Here is a 16,262-nt window from a genome sequence, read left to right on the forward strand (position 1 = left end):
TGTCAGGCGTGATAAGGTGGAAAAGCTCGTGCATGTGAAAAATACTTTTTACACAACAACCATTACCGTCATCATTGTCTCGTTGATCATCTCGCTGTCGCTTGCCGTCCAAATTGCCACGTCCAGACAGCAGTCAATCCAGCAAATTAATACCAGCGTCGCTAACCTGAGCCATACCCTTGATGTCTACACCGAGGGGATCATGCGCCAGAGTGAAATGTTAATTACTACCGTTTCCGACATAATCGAAATTTATGGTATGACCCCGCAGCAGGCGACCCATATTCAGCGGATGATAAATAATCAGGATAATCTTCTTACCCAGATTAATAATGTGGTTGTTTACGATGCTCAGGGCGATATCTTTACCGCGTTACACGAAACTTTTACGGGCCCACGCAAAGGATCGGACAGGTCATTTTTTATCTATCACAAGGAAAATAAAAATCAGCAGATTTTTATTGGCGAGCCCGTAGTCAGCAGAACCAATGGTAAATGGGTCATCACCATTAGTCGGCGCCTTGAAACCCACACCGGGGCATTTAACGGTGTCGTAGTGGTGACCCTGGGTATCGAGAATTTTCTCGCGCTCTACGGGCAGATTAATATTGGTCACGCGGGCGTCATTGGCTTAACAACAGAGTCAGGCGTGCTGCTGGTCCGTTATCCTTTTAAAAATACCTATATTGGCACGATTGTTTCCGATTCACCGCTCTTCAGGAAATACCTCAAGGTACAAAATACCGGGATAGCCAGTTCCATTTCGCGGTTTGATAAAATCGAACGCATTTATGCCTATGAGAAAAACAGACGCTACGGGCTGGTCACCACCGTGGCCGTCAGCATTGATGAGGCCCTTGCGCCCTGGCGCAAGCAGGCGATTCAACTGGCGGTGCTCATTTTCGTGTTCACGGCGATACTCATCGTCGCGTCATACTTCCTGTATTCCGACTTATCCAGAAAAACCAGAGATAACAAGGCGCTGAAGATTATCGCCTCTGAGGATGCGCTGACCGGGCTTTACAACCGTCGCATTTTTGATGAAAAAATCCTCTCGGAAATCGCGCTTTGTGCCGCGCATGATGCACCGATTTCGATACTGATTGTGGACGTGGACTTCTTCAAAAAATACAACGATAACTACGGCCATCCGGAAGGGGACCGCTGTCTGGCGCTGCTGGGAAACAGTCTCAGGGAGAGTCTTACTCGTGGTAATCAGATCGTGGCGCGCTACGGCGGAGAGGAGTTTGCGCTGATATTACCTGATACGGACATCCAGGAAGCGCTTCGTCTGGCCCAGACGATTATTCGCAACGTGTTCTCGCTGCAAATCGCCCATGCCTTTAGCCCCTTTGGGCGGGTAACGGTCAGCGTCGGAATTTCTACCGCACGTGCCGTCGACATCGCGGGCAGCCAGCAGAATATCATTATCGCCGCTGACCAGGCGCTCTATCAGGCAAAACGCGCGGGACGTAACCGGTACGCGTTTGTTGGGGTATGACAGGAGAAAAACCACATAGAGTGATGCTTATCACAAATTTCCTTTCTCAGATCCTGTGCTATTCTTTTTTGTGTCGTTGATTTAATGACAAAAACCATACAGAGAGGAAAGTTATGGGAATTTTATCCTGGATTATCTTTGGGCTTATTGCGGGTATTCTGGCGAAGTGGATCATGCCGGGCAAAGATGGCGGTGGATTTATCGTCACCGTAATACTGGGTATTGTCGGCGCGGTAGTCGGCGGCTGGATCAGTACGCTGTTCGGTTTTGGCAAGGTCGATGGCTTTAACTTCGGCAGTTTCGCCGTCGCGGTGATCGGTGCGCTGGTTGTTCTGTTTATCTACAGAAAGATCAAAAGCTAAGTTCTGAAAGCGATGAAAAAGGCTGCCGGATGGCGGCCTTTTTACGTATCGGGTTTACCACCAGCCAAGCTGCGTGCCGGCAAACGCCGCAATGGCAACGATCAGCATAATGACGGTTGTCTTCCGCATTTATGCTCCCGGAGCCGCGTAGCCGCCGACAAAAAACCACGCTAAAAAAACCACCGCCGTTATAAATATAACGACCGGGAAAAGGATCCCTATTCTCATACCATCACCTGTTTCGGTTTCAATAACGCCGTAGAGTGTACGGGGTTAATCCATAGTGAGAAAGCGTGTTTTGCTTTTTCCTTTCTTATCCTGATACATCGCCACATCCGCGGCGCGTAACGCGCTGTCAGGATCGGTTGCGGCAGGGTCCACTTCGATAACGCCGAAGCTGGCGCCCGGATAAATAATATGAACGCTGCCCAGCCAGTATTCGCCAGCGATGCAGGCGCTGAGGCGCGTTTTGAGCAACGTAAGCTGCGCGTTATCCCCATCCTGGTGGGGCTGGCTCAGCGACGCGACCAGAAATTCATCACCCCCCAGACGACCGATAATATCGTCCTGCTGTTTCTCTTCGGTCAAACGCTTGCCCACTTCTATCAGGAACTGGTCGCCAGCCTCGTGGCCGTAACGATCGTTAATCAGCTTGAAATCATCCAGATCGATAAATGCGATGATGGCGTTACGCTTCAGGTGCCGGGCCAGAGAAAAGAGGGTGGTCAGATCTTCAAAAATGGCGCGACGGTTGGGTAAACCGGTAAGGGCATCCGTATAGGAGTGCGCGATGAGGGCCGCATTGGCTTCGCGAAGCTGGGTCACCAGCGACTCTTTCTGAATGGACTGGGCAATCAGCCCGGCGAAGAGCTTCAGAACCTGTTCACCGCGCTCGCTCAGCGGCTTTCTGGCCGTGCTGGTGGCGCAGAGCGTTCCGTAAAGTGAACCATCCGCAAGATGGACTGGAATACTCATGTAGGTGGTAATGCCAAGCGCTTTTGCAGCTTCACACTCGGGCCAGCGTTCGGGCACGTCATTGCTGAACATCGTGTCACTGTCCAGCGCGCGTTTGCACAGCGTCTCATCCCATGGGACGCTCAGCCCCTCCGGGATCGTCATCTGTTTGCTGTTGCGGGCATAGAGGATGTGCTGCAGCCGCGCCTCGATATCCACCTTCGTCAGGTAGGTCGACTCCATGTCGGTGACAATCTCCAGCATCTCCAGCAGCTGGCGAACGAGGCTTTCAAGGGATTGCTCGGTGGCAAGGGTTTCTGAAACGCGAGCGAGGATAAGATCCGACATGACGTAGAATGACTCCCAGGCAGAAGACGTCTGCATCTGCATGTTATGCTGAGTTTTTAGGCTTCAGGCATAGTAAAACATGAATACAGAAAATTTAATATATGCAGGGAGCGGGCAGCTGGATAGAAAAAAAGCCCCGTTGTTGAGACCGGGGCAAAGACATCTTGATTACGGAATGATGTTCTCTGGTCATATCGAGAACATGCCACACTATAGTGCTGAAAAGTGCAGTTAAAATGGAGAAATCATGGAGAACGCGGCGATGACCCGTTACCCTTAGGCTGTCATGATGTCACAAGGATCAATGAGATGAGATTTCTGCTTCTGGCGCTGGCGCTTCCCCTGGCCGCCTGCACCGCAAAAACCACGCCACCCGATGCACCGAAACCGCCGCACGTTATCGGTATGGCGAACCCGGCCTCCGTCTACTGCCTGGAGAAAGGCGGGGAACAGATCCCGGTTCAAAGTCCGCAGGGCGTTCGCACCGAGTGCAAATTACCGGGCGGCGAAGTGATCGATGAATGGACGCTCTATCGTCGCGATCATCCGCAACCCACCAGGTGACAGACGGATACCGCCTGCGATACACTTCTCTTTAGGATTAATCTTAGCCAGTTTCTGGCGTTCGTTTCCGCGAGAGAAGTATGTTTCAGCTAAAACCGGGCAGCATGGCGATGATCGTGGGTGCCCGCACGGCGTCAGGCCGTCGCAATATTGGTAAATCTGTTGAGCTGTTTGGCCTGTGCCAGCCTGGCCTGCGCTTCGTTAACCCGGTCAACGGCGTGATGACGCAATTACCGACCACCGCCGATCGCGCGCTCTGGCTGGTGACGGGGGATGTCTACGCCTTTGACAATCAGCACGGTTTTGCGTTTGTCCGCGCCGAACATCTGATGCCGCTCACCCCCGATGAAGCACCGCAAATCCACGATGAGCTGGCGATCGGCTGATCACAGATGGCGCAGCCAGTCGGCTAAGACCAGGGCGTGATTTTGCTCCGTGTTTTTGGCAGCAAAGAGCAGGGTGACGGTCTGCCTGTGCGCCAGCGTTGCCAGACGCACGCCCTCGTCAGCATGCTGCACCAGCTCTTCCCGATAGGCCTGACTGAAGGCGGCGAAATCAATGGTTTCGCTATGAAAGGCCTTGCGTAGTTCAGTTGAGGGCGTGAGCGCTTTACACCATTCGTCATACGCGAGGTCCGTTTTCTTAACACCGCGCGGCCACAGCCTGTCCACCAGTACCCGATAGCCGTCGTCAGGGCCTGCCTGTTCGTACACGCGTTTGCATTGAATCATGATTCCACCCTCCCAATTTAAGGTATTGTGATAATTGCAAAAGATCGGTAGTCTGAGGTTCCTTATGTTATCTGATAATACTCTGGCATAAGGAACCTTTCATGGAACACCTCCCGGTTAAAACGACGCTGCGCATTGCGCTGGTTGGCGATTACAATCCCAGTGTAATTGCGCATCAGGCGATCCCGCTGGCCATCGACGACGCCGCCGCAGTGCTTGACCTCACCGCCGATTACGACTGGCTTGCCACCACGGAGCTGACAAGCCCTGAAGATCTGGTGGGCTACGATGCCATCTGGCTGGTACCCGCCAGCCCCTATAAAAACACCGAGGCCGCTTTTATCGCCGCGCGCTATGCCCGTGAAAACAGCATCCCGTTCCTGGGCACCTGCGGCGGGTTCCAGCATGCGCTGATTGAGTATGCCCGAAACGTGCTGGGCTGGGCTGATGCGGCACACGCTGAGACGGATACCGAAGGCACCATGGTGATTGCGCCGCTGACCTGCTCGCTGGTGGAAAAAACCGATGCGATTGAACTGCGCAAAAATACGCTGATCGCCAAAGCGTACGGCAAGCCGGAAATTGAAGAGGGATATCACTGTAACTATGGCGTGTCGCCGGCGTTTGCGCAGGCGCTGGAAAGCGGTTATATGCATGTTACGGGCTGGGACGACCAGGGAGAAATTCGCGCCGCGGAGCTGGTCACGCACCCGTTCTTCGTGATCACCTTATTCCAGCACGAGCGTGGTGCGCTGGAAGGACGTCCGGTCGTGCTGGTGCAGGCGATGCTGCGCGCGGCCCGCGGTTAAAAAAGGCAGACCCGAGGGTCTGCCACACGGTTTAACGGGGCGCGATCTCCCGGTCTCGCCCGGCTAAGATGCCGCAGAGGGCCATTATCACCGCGGCCAGGGCGCAGCCCAGAAGCGGGATCCGCCAGTCTCCTGCGCTATCGTGAATTTTCCCCATCAGCGGAGGGCCGCAGGCGGCGAGCAGATAGCCAATCGACTGCGCCATGCCGGACAGCGCCGCAGCCTGGTGCGCGGAGCTGGCGCGCAGACCGATGAACGTCAGGCCGAGGATCATCGTTGCTCCTGTGCCAAAGCCAAACACCAGCGTCCACATCACCGCCATGCCTGGCATAAACCATAATCCCGCCGCGCTTATCGCGCACAGCAGCGCCACTGCGCCTGCAATGGCCCGCTGATCTTTCAGACGGTGGAGGATCAGCGGAACGGCGAGTCCCGGCACGGCCGTGGCCAGCTGCAGCAGACCGTGCACCGAGCCGGCCTGCGCTTCGCTGTAGCCGTGGCTCAGCAGTATCGCCGGCAGCCAGCCGATGATGACGTAGTAAATCAGCGAGTTAATCCCTAAAAAGAGCGTCACCTGCCAGGCGAGCGCCGAGCGCCAGATGGCGCGATTATGCAGCGCGCCAGCGCCCGTCACCGCTGCAACGTGTTTCTGACGCCACTGGGGTAACCAGAGCAGCAGCGCGACCAGCGGAAACGCCATCAGCATCAGCAGGGCGCCATGCCAGCCCGCGTTCCCCTGCGCCAGGGGAACAATCATCGCTGATCCAAACGCCGCCGAGACGCCCATCGTCAGGGAATAAGCACCGGTGAGCTTCGCCACCTGGCCCGGAAAGTCACGCTTAATTAATCCGGGTAACAGCACGTTCCCGAGCGCAATACCGCAGCCAATGACTGCCGTACCGATGAACAGCAGCGCGGCGGAAGGCAGAGAGCGAACCGCAATTCCGGCGCAAATCAGCAGCAGGGCGATAAACAGGCTGCGCTCCATGCCGATACGTCGGGCAACGCCTGCGGCGAGCGGCGAGACGAGGGCGAAAGCCAGCAGGGGCAAGGTGGTCAGCAGACCGGTTTGCGCCGTGCTTAAGCCATAATCAAGACGAATAGTGTCGAGCAGCGGCGCTGCGCCGGTAAAGGTGACGCGAAGCGTAGTGGCAATCATCAGGATGCCTGCAATCAACAGCGCGCCGTGTTTTCCTGAGGTGCGAATAGCAGTAGTCATTATGTTCTCATACGTTCAAGCGAGGGCACACAATACCGATTTTCTCAGCGGTTGAAATCAGGCTAAAATGACAGTTTATCGCTAATATCGGACAAACTGATGATTGGTCTGGGACTGGAGGGCTACGATCCTGATAGCCAGTACGATGCGGCCGTCGCATTTCGCATTCAGGTGGTGGCGGAGGAACAATATATTCCCCGGCATCATCACCGTAAGGGGCAGCTGATTCTGGCCCTTGGCGGCGCAATCACCTGCGAAGTGGAAAATGCGATGCTGATGGTTCCGCCCCAGTACGCAGTCTGGATCCCCGGCCAGATGCCGCACAGCAACAGAGCCACGCCGGGCGCGCAGCTCTGCTTTTTATTTATTGAGCCGGGGGCGGCAAGCTTGCCCGGACGCTGCTGTACCCTGAAAATCTCTCCTCTGGTGCGGGAGCTGATTTTATCCCTGGCGGAAAAATCGCGTGAGCAGCTTCCTCTTGCGACCACGTCGCGCCTGGTGGACGTGCTGTTTGACGAGCTGCCGCTCCAGCGACAGGAGCACCTGCAGCTGCCCGTCTCGCCCCATCCTAAAATTCGACTGATGAGCGAGAAGATGGCGGAAGAGCCCGCCGCCTGGCAGACGCTGGCGCAGTGGGCGAGCCATTTTGCCATGAGCGAACGCAGCCTGGCGCGGCTGGTGGTGAAAGAGACCGGTTTAAGCTTTCGCCGCTGGCGTCACCAGCTGCAGCTGATCGTGGCGTTACAGCATTTGATTAGTGGGAAATCGGTACAGCAGGTGGCCCAGTCACTGGGCTATGACTCGACCACCGCGTTTATCACCATGTTCAGGAAGGGGCTGGGCCAGACGCCGGCGCGTTATATGGCCAGCCTGACTACGACTTCCCGATAAACAGCGAGACAAGGCCTGCCGCAATCAGCGGGCCGACCGGCACGCCGCGGAAGAGCGCCACGCCCAGCACGGTGCCCACCAGCAGACCCGCCACCAGCGAGGGCTGGCTGCTCATTAGCGTGACGCCGCGTCCGCCCAGCCACGACACAAAAATCCCCACCGCGATCGCCACCAGCGATTTCCAGTTTACGAACGAGTGCAGCAGGGTTGATGCAGGAAGCGTACCGCTGGCGATGGGCGCCATTACCCCGATGGTTAAAATGATTATCCCGATGGTGAGGCCTTGTTTTTCTATCCACGGGAAAAAGGTATTTAACGGGGTCACGCGAACAATAATAAGCACCAGAATCGAGATGGCGACGGTGGTGTTATGGCTGACAAAGCCGAGCGCGGCGAGTGCCAGAAGAATGAGCAGAGTAGGGTCAAACATAGGGAATCCTTGCCAGAATAATTAACCTGCTTACTGTACGCGCAAACGCGACGCAGGACAGTTTTAAAAAGATTTTATTGTTGTCATAACCTTGTCATTTACGCGGATTAAAACGGAGGCAGATATCGCAAAAGGGGTCGCCATCATGAACGATCACATGTTTGTGGAAACGCTGATTATCTCCTCATCGTTTTTCGCTATTGCCGTTATTCTCGTCGCCTCCGTGCTGTTCCTGGAACGAAAAGGCTGACAGGGCGTCAGCCATTGTAGTTACGCTTTATGGAAAGTTACCAGCTCAGGACGGGCGATGCGCAGGTAATCCTGGGTATCCATAATCACGGATTTCTCCAGCAGGCCAGCGTTAAACGCGATTTCGTCAAAACGCTCGAACAGCAGCGGGTCGGCAACCAGCGCCAAATCAGGATGGAAGCTAAAGGGCGGGATAGCGCCGAAAACGCAGGCGGTCAGGGTATCGACCTCGGCCGGGCTGGCGAGGGAGGCCTTTAGCCCGCCAAAATGACTGGCAAGCTGGCTCAGGTCAGCCTGCAGATCGGCGGCGAGGATCGCCAGAACGTGTTTTTTTACGCCGTTTCCCTTCACCTTGCAGACCAGGGCTTTGGCGCCTTGCCGCAGATCGGTTCCGCGAATTTCACTTACCGCTTCACATTTCCCGACCGCCTCGTGCTCCATGACGCGAAACCGCGCGCCCTGCTCGGTGAGTAAGGTAATCAGTTGCTGGTGGGTTCCTGCCCCAATAACGTCGTCAGTCATACGATTTCCCGGTGATAATCCAGTATGCAGCGTTCTACATTAGCACGGGATGAACGGGGTCGAAAGAAAACAGCCAGCGCTTTCGCTGGCTGTTTGATTATGCGTTGCTGGTAGAAGATTGCTTGTGGAACAGCTCCCTGAACACAGGATAAATATCATCCTGGTCACGGATATGCTGCATGGCAAAATTATCGAACATCGATTGCAGATGTTCATACTCCCGCCACAGGGTCTGGTGTGCACGGCGGGTGATTTCGATATAGCTGTAGTAACGCACCACCGGCAGAATTTTCTTCGCCAGGATTTCGTGACACAGCGGTGAGTCGTCGGCCCAGTTATCGCCGTCCGACGCCTGCGCGGCATAAATATTCCACTGCGACGGGTCGTAACGCTCTTTCACCACTTCATCCATCAGCTTCAGGGCGCTTGAGACGATGGTCCCGCCGGTCTCCTGCGAGTAGAAGAACTCATGCTCATCCACTTCTTTCGCCTGAGTGTGGTGGCGGATATAGACCACCTCCACGTTCTTATAGGTTCTGCTCAGGAACAGATAGAGCAGAATATAAAAACGCTTCGCCATATCCTTGGTTGCCTGATCCATCGAGCCGGACACGTCCATCAGACAGAACATCACCGCCTGGCTGGAGGGCTCAGGGCGTTTTTCGTAGTTCTTGTAGCGCAGGTCGAAGGTGTCGATAAACGGTACCCGTTCGATCTTCGCCCTCAGCTCTGCAATCTCTTTACGCAGGCGCTCCTCTTCCAGCAGTTGCGCCGGTTCCGTGTTTTCCACCACCTTCAGGCTGCTCTCCAGCTCGCGCAGTTCGCGACGCTTGCCTGCCGTCATGGCCGTGCGTCGCGCCAGCGAGTTCTGCAACGAACGCACGACGCTGATGTTGGCGGGCACGCCGTTGGCGGTATAGCCCGCGCGATGGGTTTTATATTCATTAAGCTGACGATGCTGATTCTTTTTCAGATTCGGCAGCGCCAGGTCTTCAAACAGCAGGTCGAGATATTCATCTTTCGAAATCTGGAAGACAAATTCGTCCTGGCCTTCACCGTCCTGGCTGGCTTGTCCCTGACCGCTTCCTGAACCACCGCCGCCGCCCTGAGGGCGCTCAATTCTGTCGTTCTGAACGAAATGGTCATTACCTGGGTGTACGCGATGGCGCAGGCCGCCTCGCCCCTGATGAAACATCGGTTCGCTGATGTCATCGGTGGGGATGGAGACAGACTCGCCGCTGTCGACGTCGGTCACCGAGCGTTTGTTGATGGCCTCGGAGATAGACTGTTTAATTTGCGCTTTATAACGACGCAAGAAGCGCTGGCGGTTCACCGTGCTCTTGTTTTTGCCGTTAAGACGCCGGTCAATAAACCAGGTCATATACCCCCCGTACTGCATTTGCCAACTTGCATTTTGTAGGCCCGGCAGGCGCTAAACGCCGCCGGGCACTTGTTTTAAGACGATTTACGCACGCGCAGGTACCATTCGCAGAGCAGGCGGACCTGTTTGCGGGTGTAGCCTTTTTCCATCATACGGTCGACAAAATCGTCGTGTTTTTTCTGTTCATCGGTTGAGGTTTTGGCGTTAAACGAGATCACCGGCAGCAGCTCTTCGGTATTGGAGAACATTTTCTTCTCAATGACCGTGCGCAGTTTCTCGTAGCTGGTCCAGTTCGGATTGCGCCCGTTGTTATGCGCTCTGGCGCGCAGGACGAAGTTCACAATCTCGTTACGGAAGTCTTTCGGGTTGCTGATCCCGGCAGGCTTCTCGATTTTTTCCAGCTCCGCGTTCAGGGATTCACGGTCAAACAGCTGGCCGGTATCCGGGTCGCGGTACTCCTGATCCTGGATCCAGAAGTCAGCGTAGGTGACATAACGGTCGAAAATGTTCTGCCCGTACTCTGAATAGGATTCCAGGTAGGCCGTCTGGATCTCTTTGCCAATGAACTCGGCGTATTTCGGGATCAGGTAACCTTTGAGGAACTCAAGGTAGCGTTCAGCCTGCTCCTGCGGGAACTGCTCGCGCTCGATTTGCTGTTCCAGCACGTAGAACAGATGAACCGGGTTGGCCGCCACTTCCGCATGGTCGAAGTTAAAGACGCGGGAGAGGATCTTAAACGCGAAGCGCGTGGACAGACCGTTCATCCCCTCATCAACCCCGGCATAGTCGCGGTATTCCTGATACGACTTCGCTTTCGGGTCGGTATCTTTCAGGCTTTCACCGTCATAGACGCGCATTTTAGAATAGATGCTGGAGTTTTCCGGCTCTTTCAGACGCGAAAGGATGGAGAAGCGTGACAGCGTTTCCAGCGTGCCGGGCGCGCAGGGGGCATGCACCAGCTCACTGTGGTTAAGCAGTTTCTCGTAAATTTTGATCTCTTCGGAGATCCGCAGGCAATAAGGGACCTTGACGATGTACACGCGGTCAAGGAAGGCCTCATTGTTTTTGTTATTACGGAAGGTCACCCATTCAGATTCGTTCGAGTGGGCGAGAATAATCCCGTTAAACGGCAGGGCGGAGATACCTTCCGTCCCGTTGTAGTTGCCTTCCTGAGTCGCCGTCAGCAGCGGATGCAGCACCTTGATTGGCGCTTTAAACATCTCGACGAACTCCATAATCCCCTGGTTCGCGCGGCACAGCGCGCCCGAGTAACCGTAGGCATCCGGATCGTTTTGCGCGAAGTTTTCCAGCTTACGGATGTCGACTTTACCCACCAGCGCCGATATGTCCTGGTTGTTCTCATCGCCAGGTTCCGTTTTGGCGATGGCGATCTGTTCAAGGATAGACGGCCAGACTTTCACCACGCGGAATTTGGTGATATCGCCACCAAACTCGTGCAGGCGTTTTGCCGCCCACGGCGACATGATGGTGCCGAGATAGCGACGCGGGATGCCATACTCTTTGTCCAGAATCTGCGCATCTTCCTGCGGATTGAACAGGCACAGCGGATGGTCGTTCACCGGGCTGCGTTCACCGTTGGCGCTCAGCACATAGATAGGCACGCGCTGCATCAGCGACTTCAGGCGTTCCGCCAGCGAGGATTTACCGCCGCCCACGGGGCCGAGTAAATAGAGGATCTGTTTCTTCTCTTCCAGACCCTGAGCGGCATGCTTCAGATAGGAGACAATCTGTTCAATGGCATCTTCCATACCATAGAACTCTTCAAACGCCGGATATCGGGCGACCACCCGATTCGAAAAGAGACGGGAAAGCCGAGGCTCCAGGGCAGTGTCAACCATGTTTGGCTCACCAATAGCCATCAATAGCCGTTCTGCCGCATTGGCATAGGCACTGCGATCTTGCCGACAGATGGTAAGAAACTCCTGCAGTGTGAACTCTTCGTCCTTGGCAGCTTCATAGCGCTGGCGATAGTGATCGAATATATTCATGGCATGCCGTCCTTTCGTTTTTTAGCACAGGATAAGAGCCGTTCGTATGAGTAGTGGAGGCTCCCGGAAGAGAATCTCTCGCACCTCACTGCCAAAGCAGCAACCTGTGTGCCAGGTCAGACGCTAAGAACCGCAGGTGTTCAGGAAAACTCTTCTTAAATTAAAGCGTAGATGGCATTTGCAAAACTTGCATGCCCAGAAAATCTACTTTCAATGACATATCAATAACTCATCCAAAAATTTCCACTGTCGTTATAAGACAAATGCACGTTTTTCATTCAGTGGTCATATAAATGAAAGCAGGCTGTCATCTGATAAGTTAAAAATAATGGGTTAATCAGACTGATTAGCAGGCAAAAAATTTTGGGATGTACGGGAATGGCGGTTACACTTCATCCGCTGATTATTTGACTACAGGAAAGAATGGATTGTGACCAAACTCAAACTTCTGGCATTAGGCATCCTTGCCGCGACCGCAGTGAACACCGCACAGGCGGAAAGTCAGTGGACGGTTGGCGCGGGTGTTGGCGTCATTAACAGCCCGTACAAACAGTATGACCGTGACGTTTATCCTGTTCCCGTTATCACCTATGAAGGCGATAACGTCTGGTTCCGCGGGCTCGGCGGCGGCTACTATCTCTGGAACGATACGGCCGATAAGCTCTCCATCATGGCCTACTATGATCCGACGCACTTCAAGCCGGGTGACAGCGACAGCCACGCGCTTCGCCAGCTCGACAAGCGCAAAAGCTCGATGATGGCCGGCCTCTCATACGTGCATAACACCCAGTATGGCTTCCTGCGTACGGCCCTGGCAGGCGATACGCTGGATAACAGCAACGGCTTTATCTGGGATCTGGCGTGGCTGTACCGCTATACCAACGGTGGTCTGACCCTGACGCCGGGTATTGGTGTGCAGTACAACAGCGAGAACTACAACGACTACTACTATGGCGTGTCTAAAAACGAGTCCCGCCGCAGTGGTCTGAAGAGCTACAGCGCAGATGACGGCTGGGATCCGTACCTGGAGCTGACCGCGAGCTATAACTTCCTCGGCGACTGGAGCGTGTACGGTACCGGCCGCTATGAGCGTCTGAGCGACGAAGTGAAGGATAGCCCGATGGTCGACAAATCCTGGGCAGGTATTTTCTCTGTCGGCGTGAGCTACAAGTTCTGATTGTGCACTAATATCGTGCAATTGATGCATTAAAACGGGGCGCGCGCGCCCCGTTTGCTTTGATGTGGTGCAGAAAAATTATCGCTTAACAATGCGGATCGTCTGCCTTAAACGAGACGGTTTTTCGTCGCTCGCTTTTTGCGGGGTGCTCACGCAGGCGGTTTCCACGCAGACAAACGTTTTATACCCTTCATCCGTCATGTCGGCCATGCTGACGGACAGCGCCGGGCCCGGGTTCCAGCCCACCACGTCGCTGTGATGATGATGGACCACTTCAATGCCGCGGTTCAGCGCGCCGTCGTGGATCACGCTGCACGCTTCCGGGTGCAGGTAGACGCGGTCGGTACGGTCAGGGAACGTCTGTACGCCGTCGCTCAGTTTACCTTCTTTGGCGTTATCCACTTTGTCGATAAAGGTATCGCCAAGGCCGCTCACCTTCACTGCGCCGATATCACCCACGTTGAAGTAGGTGTGCAGGGCTGCGGTGGTTTCAAACTCACCGTGGGCTTCCAGTTCGATTTCACAGGTTTTACCCAGCTTAAAGCGGGCGTACAGGGTGAAATCGTGCGGCCAGAGGGCGCGGGTTTCATCATTAGCCTGCAGCTCAAAGGTCAGCACGGCGCCGTTGTCGTCTTCGTTGTGCGCTTTCAGCGTCCACTGCTGGTTACGGGCAAAACCGTGAGAAGGCAAACCCTGCTGGGCGGACGGGCCGAACCACGGCCAGCAGATCGGTACGCCACCGCGAATAGCCGCCCCTTTTTTGAAGGAGGTCGCATCGCTCAGCCATAAGCCTTCGGCTTCACCTTCCGGTTTCCAGGAGAGCAGGTGGGCGCCGTTCAGCGCCACGGAGGCTTTAACGCGTGGATGGTCAACGACGATAACGTCGGCACCGTCAATCTGACGGCGGGAAAGCACAGGGGTAAGTTGTTCGACTACCGGAAGTGCAAAAATTTTATTAATCATTAAGCAATCCTCTGTCTTATAAATAAAAAAGGCGACCGAAGTCGCCTTTTTGGATCAAGCACTCATCTCAACTTATTTAGAGATGTGAGCGATCAGGTCCAGTACTTTGTTAGAGTAGCCAGTTTCGTTGTCGTACCAGGATACCAGTTTAACGAAGTTGTCGTTCAGTGCGATACCCGCTTTAGCATCGAACACGGAAGTGCACACTTCGCCGTTGAAATCGGTAGATACAACGTCGTCTTCGGTGTAGCCCAGAACGCCTTTCATTGCGCCTTCGGAAGCAGCTTTGATTGCTTTCTTAATTTCTTCATAAGAAGCAGCTTTTTCCAGACGAACGGTCAGGTCAACAACGGATACGTTAGGAGTTGGAACGCGGAACGCCATACCAGTCAGTTTGCCATTCAGTTCTGGCAGTACTTTACCTACAGCTTTAGCAGCACCGGTAGAGGATGGGATGATGTTCTGAGCCGCGCCACGGCCGCCGCGCCAGTCTTTGTGAGACGGGCCATCAACGGTTTTCTGAGTAGCGGTGGTTGCGTGAACGGTAGTCATCAGACCTTCGATGATGCCGAAGTTGTCGTTGATAACTTTAGCCAGCGGTGCCAGGCAGTTGGTGGTGCAGGATGCGTTAGACACGATATCCTGGCCAGCGTAAGTTTCGAAGTTTGCACCACGAACGAACATTGGGGTGTTGTCTTTGGAAGGACCAGTCAGAACAACTTTCTTCGCACCCGCAGTGATGTGTTTACGTGCAGTTTCGTCGGTCAGGAAGATACCGGTTGCTTCAGCAACAACGTCAACACCGATTTCGTTCCATTTCAGGTTAGCTGGGTCTTTTTCAGCAGTAACGCGGATGGTTTTGCCATTAACAACCAGGTGGCCGTCTTTCACTTCAACGGTGCCGTCGAAACGACCGTGAGTTGAGTCGTACTTCAGCATGTACGCCATGTATTCAGCGTCCAGGAGATCGTTGATACCAACGATTTCGATGTCAGAACGTTTCTGAGCAGCACGGAAAACAATACGGCCGATACGGCCAAAACCGTTGATACCTACTTTGATAGTCATATATTCCACCAGCTATTTGTTAGTGAATAAAAGGTTGCCTGTAAAATTACAAAAACCTTACGCAGCGTCAAGCGGAATCGTGTCAATCATTGCGACAAATCAATCCTGTGACTAACGTTTGTGCGACTGACTCGCCTCACTTTCCCTTTGAGCTTGCACCCATATGGGGGCTGCGCCGGGATTTTAAAGGCCTCGCAGGATAAAAATGTGAGCATGGTCACAATTGCCTGACCGCCTTTTCGCGACACATAAGTTTAGATCAAAAGTGCACGCAAGGGTGTTAATGTTTTGTTAGAATCCGGGTTAAAAGATGTCTGTTTCTACAGCGAGATGTAAGCATATGTCGAACCAACGTAACCCTGAAGATTTGAAAAAAAACCTCACAGAAATGCAGTTTTACGTGACGCAGAATCACGGGACGGAACCGCCGTTCACCGGGCGTTTACTGCACAACAAGCGGGACGGCGTCTACCACTGCCTGGTCTGTGATGCGCCGCTGTTTAATTCACAAACGAAATTTGATTCTGGCTGCGGCTGGCCGAGCTTTTACGAGCCGGTGAGCGATGAGGCCATCCGCTACCTGACCGACTCGTCGCACGGCATGGTGCGCACGGAAATTCGCTGCGGCAACTGCGATGCGCACCTTGGGCACGTCTTCCCGGATGGCCCTCAGCCCACGGGCGAGCGTTTCTGCGTGAATTCAGCCTCAATGAGCTTCACTGACGACGAAAACGGCGACCAGGTGAAGGGTTGAAAAAACGATTCAGCAAATTATTCCTTTAAAAGGGCGGGATTGTGAATATTGATGACATGATTAGCGGTATGACGCCGGAGATTTATCAGCGTCTGGTGACCGCCGTAGAGCTGGGAAAATGGCCCGATGGCGTCGCGCTGACCCCGGAGCAAAAAGAGAACAGCCTGCAGCTGGTGATGCTGTGGCAGGCGCGCAATAACACCGACGCACAGCACATGACGATCGACACCCGTGGCCAGATGGTGATGAAGAGCAAGCGTGAGCTGAAAGAAGACTTTGGCATCACGCCGAAGCCGATTGCGACGATTAAAATGCAATAACGGTGCGGGT

20 protein-coding genes are annotated in these 16,262 nt (G+C 54.3%); 10 read left to right on the forward strand and 10 right to left on the reverse strand.

Features of this window, described 5'->3' with window-relative positions:
• Positions 1 to 16 precede the first annotated feature (16 nt).
• Positions 17 to 1,501, forward strand: a complete 1,485-nt coding sequence (locus AC0TN7_RS20330; protein WP_370883857.1) for a sensor domain-containing diguanylate cyclase — start codon at positions 17 to 19, stop codon at positions 1,499 to 1,501.
• Between the two features lie 113 nt (positions 1,502 to 1,614).
• Entirely contained in the window at positions 1,615 to 1,863 is a 249-nt protein-coding gene (locus AC0TN7_RS20335; RefSeq protein WP_008500746.1) for a GlsB/YeaQ/YmgE family stress response membrane protein, read from the forward strand.
• Positions 1,864 to 1,992: 129 nt separating this feature from the next.
• On the opposite strand, the gene AC0TN7_RS20340 is transcribed toward AC0TN7_RS20335, so the two are convergent.
• Together AC0TN7_RS20340 and AC0TN7_RS20345 are read right to left on the reverse strand one after the other, a co-directional pair.
• Entirely contained in the window at positions 1,993 to 2,091 is a 99-nt protein-coding gene (locus tag AC0TN7_RS20340; RefSeq protein WP_014883431.1) for a YoaK family small membrane protein, read from the reverse strand.
• A 45-nt stretch (positions 2,092 to 2,136) separates the two neighbouring features.
• Entirely contained in the window at positions 2,137 to 3,165 is a 1,029-nt protein-coding gene (locus tag AC0TN7_RS20345; RefSeq protein ID WP_048990801.1) for a sensor domain-containing diguanylate cyclase, read from the reverse strand.
• Positions 3,166 to 3,474: 309 nt separating this feature from the next.
• Between AC0TN7_RS20345 and AC0TN7_RS20350 the strand changes: the two genes are divergently transcribed.
• A complete protein-coding gene (locus tag AC0TN7_RS20350; protein ID WP_024908585.1) occupies positions 3,475 to 3,729 on the forward strand; it encodes a putative hemolysin in 255 nt (84 codons plus the stop codon).
• Positions 3,730 to 3,809: 80 nt separating this feature from the next.
• Positions 3,810 to 4,115 carry a nuclear transport factor 2 family protein gene (locus AC0TN7_RS20355; RefSeq protein WP_024908584.1) on the forward strand — a complete coding sequence of 102 codons (306 nt, stop codon included), beginning with the start codon at positions 3,810 to 3,812 and terminating at the stop codon, positions 4,113 to 4,115.
• On the opposite strand, the gene AC0TN7_RS20360 is transcribed toward AC0TN7_RS20355, so the two are convergent.
• Entirely contained in the window at positions 4,116 to 4,460 is a 345-nt protein-coding gene (locus AC0TN7_RS20360; protein ID WP_248164093.1) for a DUF488 domain-containing protein, read from the reverse strand.
• 101 nt (positions 4,461 to 4,561) lie between these two features.
• Between AC0TN7_RS20360 and AC0TN7_RS20365 the strand changes: the two genes are divergently transcribed.
• The gene (locus tag AC0TN7_RS20365; RefSeq protein WP_248164094.1) at positions 4,562 to 5,269 is read left to right on the forward strand and encodes a CTP synthase C-terminal region-related (seleno)protein; all 708 of its coding nucleotides are present in this window, start codon (positions 4,562 to 4,564) and stop codon (positions 5,267 to 5,269) included.
• A gap of 31 nt (positions 5,270 to 5,300) precedes the next feature.
• On the opposite strand, the gene AC0TN7_RS20370 is transcribed toward AC0TN7_RS20365, so the two are convergent.
• Entirely contained in the window at positions 5,301 to 6,488 is a 1,188-nt protein-coding gene (locus tag AC0TN7_RS20370) for a CynX/NimT family MFS transporter (RefSeq protein ID WP_024908581.1), read from the reverse strand.
• 99 nt (positions 6,489 to 6,587) lie between these two features.
• Here AC0TN7_RS20370 and AC0TN7_RS20375 point away from each other — a divergent pair, with 99 nt between their 5' ends.
• Entirely contained in the window at positions 6,588 to 7,379 is a 792-nt protein-coding gene (locus AC0TN7_RS20375) for an AraC family transcriptional regulator (RefSeq protein WP_473702374.1), read from the forward strand.
• On the opposite strand, the gene AC0TN7_RS20380 is transcribed toward AC0TN7_RS20375, so the two are convergent.
• Positions 7,363 to 7,809 (reverse strand): DUF441 domain-containing protein, encoded by a 447-nt coding sequence (locus tag AC0TN7_RS20380; RefSeq protein ID WP_024908579.1) that lies wholly within the window; start codon positions 7,807 to 7,809, stop codon positions 7,363 to 7,365. The two genes, AC0TN7_RS20375 and AC0TN7_RS20380, sit on opposite strands and share 17 nt — an antisense overlap.
• A 145-nt stretch (positions 7,810 to 7,954) precedes the next feature.
• On the opposite strand from AC0TN7_RS20380, the gene yoaI reads away from it, so the two are divergent.
• On the forward strand, positions 7,955 to 8,059 hold the full coding sequence (yoaI, locus tag AC0TN7_RS20385) for a small membrane protein YoaI (protein ID WP_010430055.1): 105 nt from the start codon (positions 7,955 to 7,957) through the stop codon (positions 8,057 to 8,059).
• A 20-nt stretch (positions 8,060 to 8,079) separates the two neighbouring features.
• Here yoaI and AC0TN7_RS20390 read toward each other — a convergent pair whose 3' ends face one another.
• The 3 genes from AC0TN7_RS20390 to yeaG form a co-directional block, all read right to left on the reverse strand.
• Positions 8,080 to 8,580, reverse strand: coding sequence for a YbaK/prolyl-tRNA synthetase associated domain-containing protein (locus AC0TN7_RS20390; RefSeq protein ID WP_047651996.1), 501 nt, complete (start codon positions 8,578 to 8,580; stop codon positions 8,080 to 8,082).
• A gap of 97 nt (positions 8,581 to 8,677) precedes the next feature.
• Positions 8,678 to 9,961, reverse strand: coding sequence for a YeaH/YhbH family protein (locus AC0TN7_RS20395; protein WP_024908577.1), 1,284 nt, complete (start codon positions 9,959 to 9,961; stop codon positions 8,678 to 8,680).
• A 74-nt stretch (positions 9,962 to 10,035) separates the two neighbouring features.
• A complete protein-coding gene (gene yeaG / locus AC0TN7_RS20400) occupies positions 10,036 to 11,970 on the reverse strand; it encodes a protein kinase YeaG (protein ID WP_008500713.1) in 1,935 nt (644 codons plus the stop codon).
• A 430-nt stretch (positions 11,971 to 12,400) separates the two neighbouring features.
• Between yeaG and AC0TN7_RS20405 the strand changes: the two genes are divergently transcribed.
• Positions 12,401 to 13,147, forward strand: a complete 747-nt coding sequence (locus AC0TN7_RS20405; protein ID WP_024908575.1) for a MipA/OmpV family protein — start codon at positions 12,401 to 12,403, stop codon at positions 13,145 to 13,147.
• Between the two features lie 78 nt (positions 13,148 to 13,225).
• Here AC0TN7_RS20405 and AC0TN7_RS20410 read toward each other — a convergent pair whose 3' ends face one another.
• Together AC0TN7_RS20410 and gapA are read right to left on the reverse strand one after the other, a co-directional pair.
• Positions 13,226 to 14,110 (reverse strand): D-hexose-6-phosphate mutarotase, encoded by an 885-nt coding sequence (locus AC0TN7_RS20410; RefSeq protein WP_473702375.1) that lies wholly within the window; start codon positions 14,108 to 14,110, stop codon positions 13,226 to 13,228.
• A 72-nt stretch (positions 14,111 to 14,182) separates the two neighbouring features.
• On the reverse strand, positions 14,183 to 15,178 hold the full coding sequence (gene gapA, locus AC0TN7_RS20415; protein WP_014831506.1) for a glyceraldehyde-3-phosphate dehydrogenase: 996 nt from the start codon (positions 15,176 to 15,178) through the stop codon (positions 14,183 to 14,185).
• Positions 15,179 to 15,518: 340 nt separating this feature from the next.
• On the opposite strand from gapA, the gene msrB reads away from it, so the two are divergent.
• Positions 15,519 to 15,932, forward strand: coding sequence for a peptide-methionine (R)-S-oxide reductase MsrB (msrB, locus tag AC0TN7_RS20420; RefSeq protein ID WP_024908573.1), 414 nt, complete (start codon positions 15,519 to 15,521; stop codon positions 15,930 to 15,932).
• 56 nt (positions 15,933 to 15,988) lie between these two features.
• Positions 15,989 to 16,252 (forward strand): YeaC family protein, encoded by a 264-nt coding sequence (locus tag AC0TN7_RS20425; RefSeq protein ID WP_463727032.1) that lies wholly within the window; start codon positions 15,989 to 15,991, stop codon positions 16,250 to 16,252.
• The last annotated feature ends 10 nt before the right edge of the window (positions 16,253 to 16,262 follow it).

The organism is Enterobacter sp. PL_is511 (assembly GCF_055816065.1).

Coding starts and splice junctions, on each gene's coding strand:
- msrB (WP_024908573.1), top strand. CDS start 15,519: ATGTCGAACCAACGTAACCCTGAAGATTTGAAAAAAAACCTCACAGAA.
- AC0TN7_RS20350 (WP_024908585.1), top strand. CDS start 3,475: ATGAGATTTCTGCTTCTGGCGCTGGCGCTTCCCCTGGCCGCCTGCACC.
- AC0TN7_RS20340 (WP_014883431.1), bottom strand. CDS start 2,091: ATGAGAATAGGGATCCTTTTCCCGGTCGTTATATTTATAACGGCGGTG.
- AC0TN7_RS20360 (WP_248164093.1), bottom strand. CDS start 4,460: ATGATTCAATGCAAACGCGTGTACGAACAGGCAGGCCCTGACGACGGC.
- AC0TN7_RS20375 (WP_473702374.1), top strand. CDS start 6,588: ATGATTGGTCTGGGACTGGAGGGCTACGATCCTGATAGCCAGTACGAT.
- AC0TN7_RS20390 (WP_047651996.1), bottom strand. CDS start 8,580: ATGACTGACGACGTTATTGGGGCAGGAACCCACCAGCAACTGATTACC.
- AC0TN7_RS20380 (WP_024908579.1), bottom strand. CDS start 7,809: ATGTTTGACCCTACTCTGCTCATTCTTCTGGCACTCGCCGCGCTCGGC.
- AC0TN7_RS20395 (WP_024908577.1), bottom strand. CDS start 9,961: ATGACCTGGTTTATTGACCGGCGTCTTAACGGCAAAAACAAGAGCACG.
- gapA (WP_014831506.1), bottom strand. CDS start 15,178: ATGACTATCAAAGTAGGTATCAACGGTTTTGGCCGTATCGGCCGTATT.
- AC0TN7_RS20355 (WP_024908584.1), top strand. CDS start 3,810: ATGTTTCAGCTAAAACCGGGCAGCATGGCGATGATCGTGGGTGCCCGC.
- AC0TN7_RS20365 (WP_248164094.1), top strand. CDS start 4,562: ATGGAACACCTCCCGGTTAAAACGACGCTGCGCATTGCGCTGGTTGGC.
- AC0TN7_RS20410 (WP_473702375.1), bottom strand. CDS start 14,110: ATGATTAATAAAATTTTTGCACTTCCGGTAGTCGAACAACTTACCCCT.
- AC0TN7_RS20335 (WP_008500746.1), top strand. CDS start 1,615: ATGGGAATTTTATCCTGGATTATCTTTGGGCTTATTGCGGGTATTCTG.
- AC0TN7_RS20370 (WP_024908581.1), bottom strand. CDS start 6,488: ATGACTACTGCTATTCGCACCTCAGGAAAACACGGCGCGCTGTTGATT.
- AC0TN7_RS20425 (WP_463727032.1), top strand. CDS start 15,989: ATGATTAGCGGTATGACGCCGGAGATTTATCAGCGTCTGGTGACCGCC.
- AC0TN7_RS20345 (WP_048990801.1), bottom strand. CDS start 3,165: ATGTCGGATCTTATCCTCGCTCGCGTTTCAGAAACCCTTGCCACCGAG.
- yoaI (WP_010430055.1), top strand. CDS start 7,955: ATGAACGATCACATGTTTGTGGAAACGCTGATTATCTCCTCATCGTTT.
- yeaG (WP_008500713.1), bottom strand. CDS start 11,970: ATGAATATATTCGATCACTATCGCCAGCGCTATGAAGCTGCCAAGGAC.